Source organism: Streptococcus sp. UBA4344, from assembly GCF_002393675.1.
In the GTDB taxonomy this organism is placed as follows: Bacteria; Bacillota; Bacilli; order Lactobacillales; family Streptococcaceae; genus Streptococcus; species Streptococcus vicugnae.
Window position 1 is genome coordinate 1 of sequence record NZ_DGTE01000040.1, and the last position, 14,899, is coordinate 14,899.

At 36.4% G+C, this 14,899-nt stretch carries 15 protein-coding genes; 5 read left to right on the forward strand and 10 right to left on the reverse strand.

All coding sequences use genetic code 11. From position 1 onward, the window contains the following. Positions 1-501 precede the first annotated feature (501 nt). Complete coding sequence (locus tag B4D49_RS07440) at positions 502-1,758, reverse strand: MATE family efflux transporter (protein WP_286783663.1); 1,257 nt, start codon at positions 1,756-1,758, stop codon at positions 502-504. Positions 1,759-1,858: 100 nt separating this feature from the next. Then, positions 1,859-4,684, reverse strand: coding sequence for an excinuclease ABC subunit UvrA (uvrA, locus tag B4D49_RS07445; protein ID WP_286783664.1), 2,826 nt, complete (start codon positions 4,682-4,684; stop codon positions 1,859-1,861). Positions 4,685-4,981: 297 nt separating this feature from the next. Here uvrA and B4D49_RS07450 point away from each other — a divergent pair, with 297 nt between their 5' ends. Together B4D49_RS07450 and B4D49_RS07455 are read left to right on the forward strand one after the other, a co-directional pair. After that, entirely contained in the window at positions 4,982-5,926 is a 945-nt protein-coding gene (locus B4D49_RS07450; protein WP_132869269.1) for a magnesium transporter CorA family protein, read from the forward strand. Positions 5,927-6,201: 275 nt separating this feature from the next. Then, the gene (locus B4D49_RS07455) at positions 6,202-6,858 is read left to right on the forward strand and encodes a DUF1129 domain-containing protein (RefSeq protein ID WP_286783665.1); all 657 of its coding nucleotides are present in this window, start codon (positions 6,202-6,204) and stop codon (positions 6,856-6,858) included. Between the two features lie 41 nt (positions 6,859-6,899). Here B4D49_RS07455 and B4D49_RS07460 read toward each other — a convergent pair whose 3' ends face one another. The 8 genes from B4D49_RS07460 to B4D49_RS07495 all read right to left on the reverse strand — a co-directional run bounded on the left by B4D49_RS07460 (position 6,900) and on the right by B4D49_RS07495 (position 10,147). Then, on the reverse strand, positions 6,900-7,346 hold the full coding sequence (locus B4D49_RS07460; RefSeq protein WP_286783666.1) for a hypothetical protein: 447 nt from the start codon (positions 7,344-7,346) through the stop codon (positions 6,900-6,902). Continuing rightward, positions 7,330-7,554, reverse strand: coding sequence for a helix-turn-helix domain-containing protein (locus B4D49_RS07465; RefSeq protein WP_286783667.1), 225 nt, complete (start codon positions 7,552-7,554; stop codon positions 7,330-7,332). Before B4D49_RS07465 ends, B4D49_RS07460 begins: the two co-directional genes overlap by 17 nt. A gap of 1 nt (position 7,555) precedes the next feature. Beyond that, complete coding sequence (locus tag B4D49_RS07470; protein ID WP_286783668.1) at positions 7,556-8,080, reverse strand: DUF2975 domain-containing protein; 525 nt, start codon at positions 8,078-8,080, stop codon at positions 7,556-7,558. Positions 8,081-8,228: 148 nt separating this feature from the next. Next, positions 8,229-8,468: a 30S ribosomal protein S18 gene (gene rpsR, locus B4D49_RS07475; protein ID WP_000068664.1), complete on the reverse strand. Its 240-nt coding sequence runs from the start codon at positions 8,466-8,468 to the stop codon at positions 8,229-8,231. Between the two features lie 60 nt (positions 8,469-8,528). After that, positions 8,529-9,035, reverse strand: coding sequence for a single-stranded DNA-binding protein (locus tag B4D49_RS07480; protein WP_074560869.1), 507 nt, complete (start codon positions 9,033-9,035; stop codon positions 8,529-8,531). A gap of 11 nt (positions 9,036-9,046) precedes the next feature. After that, complete coding sequence (gene rpsF / locus B4D49_RS07485; RefSeq protein WP_006531977.1) at positions 9,047-9,337, reverse strand: 30S ribosomal protein S6; 291 nt, start codon at positions 9,335-9,337, stop codon at positions 9,047-9,049. Between the two features lie 178 nt (positions 9,338-9,515). After that, the gene (locus tag B4D49_RS07490) at positions 9,516-9,680 is read right to left on the reverse strand and encodes an ATP-dependent protease (RefSeq protein WP_074482549.1); all 165 of its coding nucleotides are present in this window, start codon (positions 9,678-9,680) and stop codon (positions 9,516-9,518) included. A gap of 248 nt (positions 9,681-9,928) precedes the next feature. Further along, on the reverse strand, positions 9,929-10,147 hold the full coding sequence (locus B4D49_RS07495) for a DNA repair protein (RefSeq protein ID WP_074482602.1): 219 nt from the start codon (positions 10,145-10,147) through the stop codon (positions 9,929-9,931). A 1,113-nt stretch (positions 10,148-11,260) separates the two neighbouring features. Here B4D49_RS07495 and mutY point away from each other — a divergent pair. The 3 genes from mutY to B4D49_RS07510 all read left to right on the forward strand — a co-directional run bounded on the left by mutY (position 11,261) and on the right by B4D49_RS07510 (position 14,898). Continuing rightward, positions 11,261-12,409 carry an A/G-specific adenine glycosylase gene (gene mutY / locus B4D49_RS07500; RefSeq protein WP_286784013.1) on the forward strand — a complete coding sequence of 383 codons (1,149 nt, stop codon included), beginning with the start codon at positions 11,261-11,263 and terminating at the stop codon, positions 12,407-12,409. Between the two features lie 6 nt (positions 12,410-12,415). Continuing rightward, a complete protein-coding gene (locus B4D49_RS07505) occupies positions 12,416-14,065 on the forward strand; it encodes an AbiH family protein (RefSeq protein WP_286784014.1) in 1,650 nt (549 codons plus the stop codon). Between the two features lie 233 nt (positions 14,066-14,298). After that, positions 14,299-14,898, forward strand: a complete 600-nt coding sequence (locus B4D49_RS07510) for an NADPH-dependent FMN reductase (RefSeq protein WP_286784015.1) — start codon at positions 14,299-14,301, stop codon at positions 14,896-14,898. Position 14,899 lies beyond the last annotated feature (1 nt).

Consider the following 14,899-nt stretch of genomic DNA (forward strand, 5'->3'; position numbering starts at 1 on the left):
GCTAGCATGTCTCTCTCCTTTGACAGTATTTTACAGCTATTATACCAAAAAATTCCCGAAACCATAGCCTTTTCAGCAAAATACTTAGCTGGTAAATTAATTTCATAACTAAAAAGGATTTTGTGTCTTTTTTTGATACTTTTCTTAGGTGCTGCCGTCGGCAGGTTCGACAATCCAGTGGACTGTTGAAGGAATCCAAGGAATTCCTAAAGGTCGCAGTGGTTGACTGGCAGTTCTCATTTTGCTTCGCAAAAATTGCGACCAACCTAGTCAACTGTGCGGGGGTGGTACAACGAACTACAAATTTTGGAGTTCTGTACCACTCCCTCAAAACTCCCGGGTGGCTGATGTAATTAGTCTTCAGCCACTTTCACCACGACAAAAAATGTCGCTTTCTTGCTCGCAAATGAATCCTAAAATTGAAGTATTGCAATGATAAGTTAGAATTCATTTTAGGTTAAAAACAGGTTTGTCTACATTCTGAAAAGACACAAGGTCCTTTCAATTTATTACTCTTGCTTTCTTGATAAATAAAACACTTAGAATAACAAGGCTTAATCCATAAACAAAGTAAAGTGATTGATAGGTTTGAACTCCCAGAACTTGAAGCACAAGCAAAATGGCAATACAAACTATATTAACCAAGCTGGTCAGACTAACAACCCATTTTTCAGCATGACTGCTTTGTAAAAGCATTTTTGAACTTTCATAAAGTGGCGTTGCAATCATGACAAGCATAGTGAAGGCAGTCATCGGGATGATATTAGTATTGATTTGACTTGATAAGAAACCAGCAAAGATATTGGCACAAAGTGTCACAAGCACAGCAAAAATTATACTTACCAAATAACTATTACGATAAATTACCCATATGAATCGCTTGCTTTCGTGCTTTTGATTAGCCTGTGGCAAGAAGATAGAAACTGCTCCTGCATACATAAAAGCTGGCAAACGAACTATTGAAAACAACTGACTAATCACCGCATAGATAGAGAGGATTTTCAAGCCTTGTCGTCCCATCAAAGCATCAAATACCATGATAAAAAGGACACTTTCTAAAATTTCTTGAATAGTCAAAGGAACCCCAAAAAGAATTAACTCTTTTTTACAAGTTGACTGAGATTCCAATGCCTCAAAAATCACACCAGAAACCAAGCTAAAATAAGCTAAAACCACTAAAAGCAATGACGTTATAGCAGAAATCGCTGCACCCTTCACCCCTAAAATCGGAACTAGATAATAATTCATTACCACATCAAGAAGCGAGCTAGCAAGCCCAATCCCAAAAATCGGTTTAGTCTTCTTTTCAACTTTTAAAACATTTGTCAATAAAAACGTCAACAAGGTCAAAAGAATATAAGGCGACATGATAGTCAGATAAGCTGTTGATAAGTCGAGTAAATCACCTGTGAAGCCATAGAATAATTGGAGAAAAAGCTTTCCAAAAACTAGACACAAGACCATAAATAAAAGACCAATTAGCATATCCAAAAGCAATGATGATTTCAACAAATCTTTAAATCGGCTCTTGTTACTTTCTGCAAAAGCACGCGCCCCTTTAATATTAAACGATAAACTAAAAGCGCCTAAAATCCCACCAAAGGCAAACAAGAAATTTTGAATCACCGATATACCAGAAAGTGCCACACTTGAGTCATTAACCGCAAAATGCAGTGACAATTGATTAATCAAAAGCTGTGCAATATTGGTTGCAATCAATGGAAAAACATACCGATTAACTTCTTTTGAATAAGACATAAATCCTCCAATAAATCTCGATAGCAACAAAGTACTATTTCCCATAAATCGGCTTCATTATAACACAAATCCCAGGTAAGATAACTCACCTGGGAATATTTTATTTCAATTTATCCTTCAAATACTGTCCTGTGTAAGACTCTTTGACTTTAGCGACTTCTTCTGGTGTGCCTGTGGCAATGATTTGTCCGCCACCGACACCGCCTTCTGGTCCAAGGTCAATAATGTGGTCAGCTGTTTTAATCACATCAAGATTGTGTTCAATGACAAGCACAGTATTTCCGTCATCTACAAAACGTTGAAGAACTTTAAGCAGACGAGCAATGTCATCTGTGTGAAGACCTGTCGTTGGTTCATCAAGGATATAGAGACTCTTACCAGTTGAGCGTTTGTGAAGTTCACTTGCCAATTTCATACGCTGTGCTTCACCACCAGACAGTGTTGTGGCTGGTTGTCCAAGAGTAACATAACCAAGTCCAACGTCTTTAATTGTTTGCAATTTGCGTGCGATTTTAGGGATTGGTGCAAAGAATTCAACCGCATCATTAACTGTCATATCGAGAATTTCAGCGATATTTTTATCTTTATAATGAACCTCAAGCGTTTCACTGTTATAGCGTGTGCCATGACAAACTTCACAAGGCACATACACATCTGGCAAGAAGTGCATTTCAATCTTGATAATACCATCACCAGAACAAGCCTCACAACGTCCGCCTTTGACGTTAAATGAGAAACGTCCTTTTTTGTAACCACGAATCTTAGCTTCATTGGTCTTAGCAAACAGGTCACGAATGTCATCAAAGACACCTGTATAAGTTGCAGGATTTGAACGTGGAGTACGACCGATTGGACTTTGGTCAATATCAATCAAGCGTTCAATGTTTTCAATGCCTTCAAGTGCTTTGTGCTTACCAGGTTTAGCAGAATTACGATTTAATTTTTGAGCAACAGCTTTTTTCAAAATACTGTTAACCAAAGTTGATTTACCAGAACCAGAAACACCTGTGACTGCAATGAATTTACCAAGCGGGAAAGTCACGTCGATATTTTGCAGGTTATTTTCTGAAGCTCCTAGTACGCGAAGAAAACGTCCATTACCTTTACGACGTTCTAGTGGCACAGGAATTTCTTTTGCACCTGACAAATATTGCCCTGTGATTGATTTCTTGTTCTTAGCAACTTCTTCTGGTGTTCCTGAAGCGACGATTTGCCCACCAAATTCACCAGCTCCTGGTCCGACATCAATCAACCAATCAGCTTGACGCATAGTATCTTCGTCGTGTTCAACGACAATTAAGGTATTTCCGAGATCACGCATTTTCTTCAAACTATCAATCAAACGGTCATTGTCGCGTTGATGAAGCCCAATTGACGGTTCATCAAGGATATAAAGCACGCCCGACAAGTTTGAACCAATTTGCGTTGCCAAACGAATACGTTGACTTTCACCACCTGACAAAGTCCCCGCAGAACGTGATAAGGTCAAGTAATTCAATCCCACGTTATTTAAGAAAGTCAAACGGTCTTTGATTTCCTTAACGATTGGTGTGGCAATCGTTTTTTCATTTTCAGAGAGTTCTAGATGATTCAAGAGTTCCAAGTGGTCAGCAACTGACAAATCAGACACCTGACCAATATTCAAACCATTTTCACCACCAACACGAACGCAGAGTGCTTGATTATTCAAACGATAGCCGTGACATGTTGGACATGGCAATTCGTTCATGTAACCACGCATAACATTGCGGGTAAAATCACTATTTGTCTCATGGTAACGACGATTGATATTGTTAACAACACCCTCAAAAGGAAGATCAATATTACGTTCACCACCGAAATCATTGACATAGTGGAAATGGAATTCACGCTCACCTGAACCGTAAAGCACAAGATTTTGCTCGTCTTCACTCAAATCCTCAAAAGGCGTATCCATATCAACTCCAAAAGCTTCCATGGCCTGTTCAAGCATAGCAGGATAATAATTTGATGAAATAGGATTCCATGGTGCTAAAGCCCCCTCACGAAGCGTTTTACTGCGGTCAGGAATCACCAAATCCAAGTCAACTTCCAATTTATTTCCCAAGCCATCACAAGTTGGGCATGAGCCAAATGGCGCATTAAATGAAAATAAACGTGGTTCTAATTCGGGAACAGTAAAGCCACATACTGGACATGAATAATGTTCAGAAAAAAGCAATTCATTGCCGTCCATGGTATCGATGATGACATAACCATCAGCCAAACGAAGCGCAGCTTCTACAGAATCAAAAAGACGTGAACGAATGCCCTCTTTATTAATCAAACGGTCCACAACAATCTCGATGTTGTGCATTTTACTCTTAGACAACTCAGGAACTTCTGAAATATCAAAAATGTCACCATCCACGCGTACACGTACATAACCATCTTTTTGAATGCGATCAAAAATCGTCTTGTGTTGACCTTTTTTGCGACGCACAACAGGCGCTAAAATTTGCATTCTTGTGCGCTCAGGCAATTCCAATACCTTATCAACAATCTGTTCAACAGATGATGCCGTGATTGGACCATGCCCGTTGATACAGTATGGTGTCCCCACACGTGCATACAAAAGACGCAGATAATCATTGATTTCTGTCGTTGTCCCTACTGTTGAACGAGGGTTTTTACTCGTCGTTTTTTGGTCAATGGAAATGGCAGGGCTGAGACCTTCAATCGAATCAACATCTGGTTTTTCCATATTACCAAGAAACATACGTGCGTAAGCTGAAAGACTTTCCACATAGCGACGTTGCCCTTCAGCATAAATCGTATCAAATGCCAAACTAGATTTTCCTGATCCTGACAAACCTGTTACAACCACCAATTTGTCACGCGGAATTTCAACATTGACATTCTTTAAATTATGGGCCCTAGCCCCTCGAATAATTAATTTATCTTGCATAATCTATGAGATAAGCTAAGCTTGACACTAGACCACGCTTAGCTTTCCATCCTTTCTTTGCGAGTACATTTTCTTCTTATTTCATTATAACAAATTTTCTACTTTTCTCTGTCCCCAAAAACTGCTAATTGTAGTATAATAGACTAGTATGTAGAATTTTATTCACCGAACCATTGGTGGCTTCAATTTTACAAATAAAAAATGAACAAGAGCTTGACATGGCACTATCGCTGGTGGGCCTAACTTACTACAGTTTAAAAGTTCTTGTATCTCATCGTAAAAGGAGGGGTTGTTTTTATGGAACAAATGTTTCTATCAACAGCGTTAGAGTTTAAAGAAATCAATACATTCGAGCCAGGAGCTTGGATTAATTTGGTCAACCCCTCCCAGGAAGAATCTGTTCAACTATCCGAACAATTTAATATTGATATTACAGACCTTCGTGCGCCACTCGACCTTGAAGAAACATCACGTATCTCTGTTGAAGATGATTATACATTGATTATCGTGGACGTTCCAACCTACGAAGAACGTAATAATAAAAGCTATTATGTGACCATTCCGCTCGGTATCATTGTCACTGACAATGCTGTTATCACAACGTGTTTACAAGAACTAACATTATTTGATAACTTTTTCAATCATCGCGTCAAAAACTTCTACACATTTATGAAGACACGCTTTGTTTTCCAATTGCTTTATCGCAATGCTGAGCTATTCCTAACAGCCCTTCGTTCTATCGACCGTCAAAGCGACCGAATCGAAGCTGAATTGGAAAATGCTACACGTAATGAGCAATTAATCGACATGATGGAGTTGGAAAAATCTATCGTCTACTTGAAAGCCTCATTGAAATTCAACGAGCGTATCGTTAAAAAACTTTCGAGTAGTACCAGCTCTTTGAAAAAATATATCGAAGATGAAGATTTGCTTGAAGATACACTGATTGAAACGCAACAGGCCATCGAAATGGCTGGCATTTATGAAAATGTCTTGAATGCCATGACTGAAACAACTGCTTCAATCATCAACAACAACCAGAATACCATCATGAAAACACTAGCTTTAATGACAATGGCACTTGATATCCCAACAGTTATCTTTTCAGCCTATGGGATGAACTTCCAAAACAACTGGTTGCCACTAAACGGTCTACCACATGCCTTTTGGTACATTGTCTTTATCGCAGCCGCCATGAGCTTATCAGTAGTATTCTACTTCTTCAGAAAGAAATGGTTTTAATTGGTTAATTTTTACTGTAACCATAGGTTACTAGTAAAAATACGGTTGTCTCTATTTTGAGACAACCTAAACCACTTACTAGCTCGAAAAGTGATTAATATCGAATCACTTTTCTCTCGTCATAACTTTTCAATCATTGTTGCGGCTAAACTTATTAATTTGCATGGTATTTACTTTCTAAAGGCACTTACTAGTTAGAAAAAGCAAGCGATTTTGTTTTCTCTAACTAATAACTGGCTTTATCTTATAAGACCTTACATACAGGAGAATATATTATGAATTTATCTAATCTTACTAAAAAAAATCAGGAATTCGTTCATATTGCTACTAATCAATTGATTGAAGATGGCAAATCTGACGAAGAAATCAAAGCAATTTTGGAAGAAGTTTTACCTACAATTATCGAAAACCAGAAAAAAGGATTGACTGCTCGCGCCCTTCTTGGTGCACCAACAGTTTGGGCTGCTTCTTTCACTGAAAAAGCTTCTGATACCAAAGCAAAACAAGAAAAGAAAAATGATAACCCATGGTTGATGTGGTTAGACACTTCACTTCTTTTCGTCGGTGTTGTTGCCCTTCTTAACGCTCTTATGGGATTCTTCAATTCAGCAACAACAAGCTCTGGACTCTTCTCATTGCTTGCCCTTGGTTTTGGCGGTGGTGCTGCTATGTACGCAACTTACCACTTCATCTACCGCCACGCTGGTAAACCTAAGAGCGAACGTCCAGGACTTGGTAAAACTATCTTGGTACTTGGTTTGGCTATGCTAGGATGGATTCTCCTATACACAGCTACCGCCTTCCTACCAGCAGTTCTTAACCCACAATTGCCACCTATCGTAATGCTTATCATCGGTCTTGCATCACTTGTCGGACGTTACTTCCTTCAAAAGAAATTTAACATCCTTAATGCAATGACACCACAACGATAAAAAGAAAACCTCACTAAGCATAATGTTTAGTGAGGTTATTTTTATTTAGAACGCAAACTTAAAACAATGTCATCTGACCAAGTTGAGGTCATTTTAATCTGATCAAGATTTTCAACCGTAATTTTTTTAGCTGAGAAATATGTTTTCTTGTGGTAACGAATATTGAAATCATCCTGACTGCCTTCTTTAACATCTGTTAATGATTTGTCATTCAGTAAAAAATCAGTCTTCAGACCTTTTTTCAAATCTTCTTTTGTAAACATGATATACACTGTTCCAGAAAAGTGATTCTCTAAAGGTAAAACCTCGTCTTTATTTACCACCAAAATGTCTTTAACATTTAGTTGTTCTTCTTCACTTTGATAAGTTTTACTACTTTCAGTTTTAATGGCACCAGCGGTATCATAAGTAGCTTCTGAGATAATGCCACAACCCGATAATAGTCCAAATAATAAAGCCACTCCCAAAACCTTAATTATTTTCATCATAATCTCTCCTATATTCTAAAATATCTCCCGGCTGACAATCCAACTCTCTACAAATACTCATCAAGGTATTAAACCTGACCCCTTTTGCCTTTCCAGTCTTCAAAATAGACAAATTTGCCTCAGTGATTCCTATTTTCTCAGCCAGCTCCTTAGAGGTAATATTTCTTGATTTTAACACCTTATCTAAATGTACTTTTATTTCTTCCATATCAAATAATCTCGTCGTGGTCTTTTTGCAATTCATAACCACGTTTTAGCACAATAATAGCAATATCATTGATAATAATAAAGACAATATTCACAAGATAATCTTTTAAAGATAAATCAAATAAGCTACTTGCATCGGCTATTTTAGAAAAATTAAATGAGATGTTAACAAGTAATTGAATACCTGTGAATAAAATCTGGTAAAGAAGAACTTTAGAAAGCAAATTGATGTTTTCGGAGCAAAAATACTCTTCATCTTGAAAATTTATCAACAACTTATCCAAAGCTCGCATTATCCTAAACAGAAGGTAAAAAATAATCATAGCCATTATTAAGATAACAATCGGAATCCAAACAGAGACTTGAATACTTTGATACCCATAATCCAAAGTAAATAAGCCACCGTGATTTTGCCCAGCAAAAAATACTGCAAAGATACCAAATCCCATCAAAATCATACCTACAACCGATAGATAGCGTATTATTTTAACAACTTCTCTTCCAACTTTTAAAACAATCTTTTTCATAAGTCTCCCTCTAAATTATTGTTTTACAATAATCGCATTCTTGAAATTATTATAAAACAATAATTTCAACTTGTAAACTCAAAAAAGATTTTTCCACACAAAAAAACGACCTCTTTCGAAGTCGTTTTTTTCTGATCACCGCAACGAATTAGTCTTCGTTTACGAATGGCATAAGAGCCATAACGCGAGCGCGTTTGATAGCTGTTGTTACTTTACGTTGGTTTTTAGCTGAAGTTCCAGTTACGCGACGTGGAAGAATTTTACCACGTTCTGAAACGAAACGGCTAAGAAGCTCAGTATCTTTGTAATCAACATATTCAATTTTGTTAGCTGCGATGTAATCAACTTTTTTACGGCGTTTGAATCCGCCACGACGTTGTTGAGCCATGTTTTATTCTCCTTTATATTATTGTTGTTTCAAGTTTAACACTTGAGGTGTCCATATCCATTAGAATGGAAGATCGTCATCTGAAATGTCCATTGGGTTTGAATTACCAAATGGGCTTTCGTCACGACCGAAGTTAGGTGTTTGTTGTGAAGGTTGTGATGAGAAACCACCATTAGAAGCTCCACCAAATGATGAATTATTATTAAATCCACCGTTGTAAGAACCACCTGATTGGCCTTCACGTGTAGCACGACTTTCCAAGATTTGGAAATTATCTGCAACGACCTCAGTTACGTAAACACGTTGGCCTTGTTGGTTTTCATAGTTACGAGTCTGGATACGACCAGTAACACCAACCAATGTGCCTTTTTTAGCCCAGTTAGCCAAGTTTTCAGCTTGCTGACGCCAAATCACACAGTTAATAAAATCTGCTTCGCGTTCACCATTTTGATTCTTGAAGTTACGGTTTACAGCAAGTGTAAATGTCGCAACTGCTTGATTAGATGGTGTGTAACGGAGTTCTGCATCGCGGGTCATGCGACCGACAAGTACTACATTATTAATCATAAAATACCTTCTTACGCGTCAAGTTTAACGATCATGTGACGAAGAATGTCACCGTTGATTTTTGAAAGACGGTCGAACTCGTTAAGAGCCACAGCATCTTCTGCTTCAACGTTAACAACGTGGTAAAGTCCTTCGCGGAAATCTTTGATTTCGTATGCAAGACGACGTTTTTCCCAGTCTTTTGATTCAACAACAGTTGCACCGTTGTCAGTCAAGATAGAGTCAAAGCGTGCTACCAAAGCGTTTTTAGCTTCTTCTTCAATGTTTGGACGAATAATGTAAAGAATTTCGTATTTAGCCATTGATATTTTTCCTCCTTTTGGTCTAATGACCCGTGAACATTATCACGAGTAAGTGAGGCGTACTCACAATAAACTATTATACTATACCTTGTTTTAATGTGCAAGAGATTTGTGTGTTACAAAATGATGTTATTTTATTGTTCAAAAACAAAAAAGCAGTTCGTATCTGCTCCTTTGTTTAGAAATCACCTTTATTAGAAACCACTAGATTCGTTTCATAAAGTTCTGTCGCAAAATCTAATCCTTTTCTAAAGGCATTAGCTTCTTCACGACTTTCAAAAATCTTTTGTGCTTGAACATATTGTTGTCCACTGCGCCAATACATCTTTCTAACAACCCACATATCCTTTACCTCGCTTTTTTAGCTAGTATAAGATTAATTATAGCACAAATTGTTGAACAATTCATAAAATTAAGTTTTGTCTTTAAGTTTTAATATAATATTCAAATTTACTTAACAGATTTTTTGTGAAAGCGAAACAGAAACAACAATAAAAAGGCGAGAAACTGAACTGCACCCCAAAAGTTAGACAAAAAATCTAACGAATGGGGTGCAGTTCATTTCGCTAGTAGTTGGAAGTTCAACTTTATTTATCCATTTTCATTGATTACTTCTCCATTCATTTTCTTGACATTTTTAAGGTATAAGTCTGCTGCTTTTTGACTTTCTTCAAAGACCTTCGTCAAGCTAAGAGAAGCTTCTGCAATGGAACCGGCTTGGGTTAGTTTTATTTCTTGATCTGTTAGCTTTTCATTAGCTTTAGATAGTTCATCTCTTAGCCGATCAATCTCCTTACTCTGGGCTAACATAATTTCATATAATTCGATGCGTTTTAATTTTCGAATTTTTTTCGTTAATTTTGCGATGATGGCAATTCTATCATTTTAAAGCCATAAAAAAGAAGCTGGGTACTCTTGCCCAGCCTCTCTAAAAAATATTTTTTTCGTATGTTATCCAACATACCATTCTCATAAGGAGTTAGGCTGTTAGATCATTATCTCCGTTTTTATAGCGATTTAAATTCATTTTCAGCATTGTACATATACCTCCATGATATTTTATCTACTACAATTTACATTGGTATCACTCCTTTAGCTATTTTATGCGACTAGCTAAAGTATCACCATTTTTATATCTTGCTACATTCATAAGATACCTCCATTTAACTGAAAATACTCACTGAGCAATGATAATAATCATCCGATTGTTTGTTTTTTTCTCATGTAGCGATTTACTCGTCGCCACATGTGTTTTGAGTCTCCATTTTTGTAACGACTTACATTGATTGCTTTCATATCTATTACAACTTTCATTAAAAGCTTTTGAACATGGAAGCAATATGATTAGAAGCCCATTCGATTACTACTGTTACTAGCAACAAAATCAACCGGTAATATTTTTTGCGCTAGCTATTTCTAATCGTTCACTTCCAATTATAATTTTCATCTAAAATGTGACATCACTCCTTTATTGACTTAAATCCAACTAGTTGTTAGTCTCCATTTTTGTAACGACCTACATTTATCATCAACATAAGACGTTCCTCCGATGTGTTAAATTTTCAATGTTACAATGTTATGAGATTTTTTGAGGTATAAATCTTTATGGCTAAACAAAGCACCTAATCACCATTTTTATAGCGACCTAAGTTTAATGTCAACATAAGCGCCACCTCCATTACGTAAAGTTAACTGTGCCTACTTAACTCCGACTAGAGACTTTATCACCATTTTTATACCGGGCGACATGTGGTTTCATCATAAGAACTGTTACCTCCTTACTTCGTTTCTTTTGTCATCCTTCTTTACACTTTTATTATAATGTAACCGCTTACCTTTTGTCAAGAGATATGAGCTTTTTTATCAAATTTTTTCTAAGAACTTTTATTACCTTTAAAAATCAATCTTTGCTACAATGGAAACATGACTAATTTGAAAGACTACGGTATCGACATGTGGGATGCTGAAAAGATTGCTTCTTTTCGACGCACCCTGCTTAATTGGTACGATAATGAAAAACGTGATTTGCCTTGGCGCAGGACAAAAAATCCTTACCACATTTGGATATCTGAAATTATGCTGCAGCAAACTCAAGTAGTTACTGTTATTCCTTACTATGAGCGCTTTTTAGACTGGTTTCCAACCATCGAGTCACTGGCTAATGCTCCTGAAGAAAAATTACTCAAAGCTTGGGAAGGGCTTGGCTACTACTCTCGCGTGCGCAACATGCAAAAAGCTGCGCAAGAAATCATGGAAAATTTTGGCGGGGTATTTCCTGACAATCACAAGGACATTCTTTCGCTGAAAGGTATCGGCCCTTATACGGCTGGCGCGATTGCTAGTATCGCTTTTGGGCTTCCTGAACCTGCTGTTGATGGCAATGTCATGCGCGTGATGGCTAGGCTTTTCGAGGTCAATTACGATATTGGTGACCCTAAAAATCGAAAAATTTTCCAAGCTATTATGAAAGTACTCATCGACCCAGAGCGTCCTGGTGATTTTAACCAAGCACTGATGGACCTTGGAACGGATATCGAATCAGCTAAGAACCCTCGTCCAGATGAATCACCGATTCGATTTTTCAGCGCAGCTTATCTACACGGAACTTACGACAAATATCCTATAAAACTTCCTAAGAAAAAACCAAAACCGATCCAAATTCAAGCCTTTGTCATTCGTAACAGTGACGGCGATTTCTTAATGGAAAAAAATCTTGACGGACGATTACTGGGAGGATTCTGGTCATTTCCAATCATGGAAACTGATGTTATCGGACAGCAACTTGACTTATTTGAAAAAAATAATGCTGCGCTTCAGACCATTTCACAAAAATCAAGATTTGAAGACGATTATCAGCTCAAGCCAAATTGGACAAGTAAGACATTTCCAGCTGTCAAACACACCTTCAGCCACCAAAAGTGGACCATTGAGCTCATCGAAGGAAGCGTAACAACAACTGACTTCACGACCACCAAAGAACTCCGCTGGATTCCACAAGACCAACTCTCACAATACCCCATGGCAACCCCGCAGAAGAAAATGCTTAAAGAGTATTTAGGAAAGGAGATTTAAACAGAATTGAAAATAAAAAATATTTTAGTAATCGGTAATGGTTTTGATCTTGCAATCAAGCGTAAAACCAGTTATGAAGATTTTATTAAATTTGCTTGTCAAATAACAGGATTTCCCAACGAATCAATATCACATTCTTTGTGTGATAATTACACTTTATATGGTAAAGAGTCTTTTATTAATCAGTATAAAGAATTTCAGGTGAATATTGTTTCAGAATTTATTGATTTCCTAATAAAAAAAGATAGTGAGCAGACTAATTTGCGTAACCTTACCAAAGAAAAATTAAAGCATTTAGACAAGTATTACAAATATTTTCAATGTGAAGTTCCTTTTAGAGGAAAAGAAGCAACATTTAACAACTTTTATGATTCTTTTTACGGACGAGGTATTCAATATCCTACAGATGAAACGTTTATAGCAGCTATAGAAGAAAAACTTCAAGAAGAAATTGAAAAATGTAATCCTATTAACCTTAATTCCCTTTTAAATGTAGTGGAAACTAATAGTGAATTTAAAAAAATGTCCTCAGAATCTAATTATGAAATCAGTTTATCCTACTATGATTTCTTTTCTAAATTTAAAAATCCTATTTTAGACTTTATACTTCTTAATAAAGATTCTCTCGATAACTGGTCAAGTCTTGAACAACATATTTCTCATTTAATCAACGGCTTTGTAGAATTAAAAGGAAAAACTGAAGAGTTAGAAGAAGAGTATACAAAACTATTTATCGACAATTTTCTTACCAATAACGAACTCAAAACATTTACCAAAAAAATTGAAAAGCACTTTTCTTTTTTGCCAAACAGTACTCATATCAATTTCTTAATTAGAGATATTAGGTATACATTCCACCCTAATTTTAGCCCTAACCGCGCTTATCAACCACCACAACCTAGCAACCTAACCACTGTTTTTGAAGAATATCATGATATACTAGTTAAAGCGCTAAACTCTTTTACATTCCTACTTGAATTATATTTAACCTACCTCAATAGAGTTGAGGATAAAAGTAAATTTGAAATTCCAGAAATCTTATCTCCATTCGGACAAATTGATGATATACTAACGTTTAATTATACCGATACTGCTCAACAATTATGTAATGTCTCAAATGATAACGTTCATTATATTCATGGAAAACTAAATTTTGCGAAAGATACAATTGAAACAACAAATTTAGTACTTGGAATTGAAGACACTAACCACAATATCATTGATGATGATTTAATAGATTTTCAAAAAACATTTCAAAGAATTGTTAAAAAAACAGGTTCAAAATATCGTTCATTTTTTGACTTTAATAAATATAACAAACTTATACGTGTCATAATATACGGTCACTCATTAGATGTGTTAGATCAAGAAATTTTCAAAAAAATATTTGCTGAATTAGATAACATAACTTCCCTCCCATTCCCATTACGTATGGAAATAATCATTCTACACTATGGCAACACAGAAATACAATCTACTATAGATTTAAAATCAAAAGTTCGTAATTTATCCGCTATCCTAGGAAAAGATAAATTAATAGAATTAACTGCTAATAATCTTGTACATTTTATTGATGCCTCAAAAAGAGAGGAAGTTATAAAAATTATACATGAATCTAAGGAACGCACTCCAAATGAATATATTTCCAATTATTGATATTCTATTTCAAAAGGTGATTGCACAATACCCCATGGCAACCCCGCAGAAGAAAATGCTTAAGGTTTATTTGGAGGGGAAATAGTTTAAAAGCCTGATTTTCATCGGGCTTTTTTCTTCTATTTTATGTTCATTTGAAAATTAATCTTCTACCTTTATAGCAAAAACGTTTTCAATTATTCTAAAAAAAGAGTATGATGAAAGTAACAATTTGTAAAAAAGGAGTAGATTATATGAAATTAGTTGCTATTGTCGGAACGAATTCTGAGCGTTCTACCAACCGTAAGTTGTTAAAATTTATGGCAAAGCATTTTTCAGATAAGGCTAACATTGAACTTCTTGAAATCAAAGATTTGCCAGCTTTCAACGAACCTGAAGACAAGCTAGCTCCTGCTAGTGTCGCAGAATTTTCTGAGAAAATTGCTAGCGCAGATGGTGTTATCATTGCAACGCCTGAGTATGACCATACTATCCCATCGCCTTTATCTTCTGCTCTCGAATGGATTGCCTACACTAGTCGCGCTCTTGTCAATAAACCAACTATGATTGTAGGTGCTTCTCTTGGTGCTCTTGGAACTTCACGTGCACAAGCACACCTCCGCCAAATCTTAGACGCTCCTGAGTTGAAAGCACGTATCATGCCTGGAATCGAGTTTCTTCTCGGTCACTCCGAACAAGTTTTAGACGATGAAAATAATCTTAATAATCCTGAAAAGGTAGCTGAGCTTGAGGAGAATTTTAAAGAATTCCAAGCTTTCGTTGAGATTACCAATCAAATTGTCAGCAAGGATGATACTGACCGTAAAAAAGCTTTCGCTTGGGAAGTCAACTAGG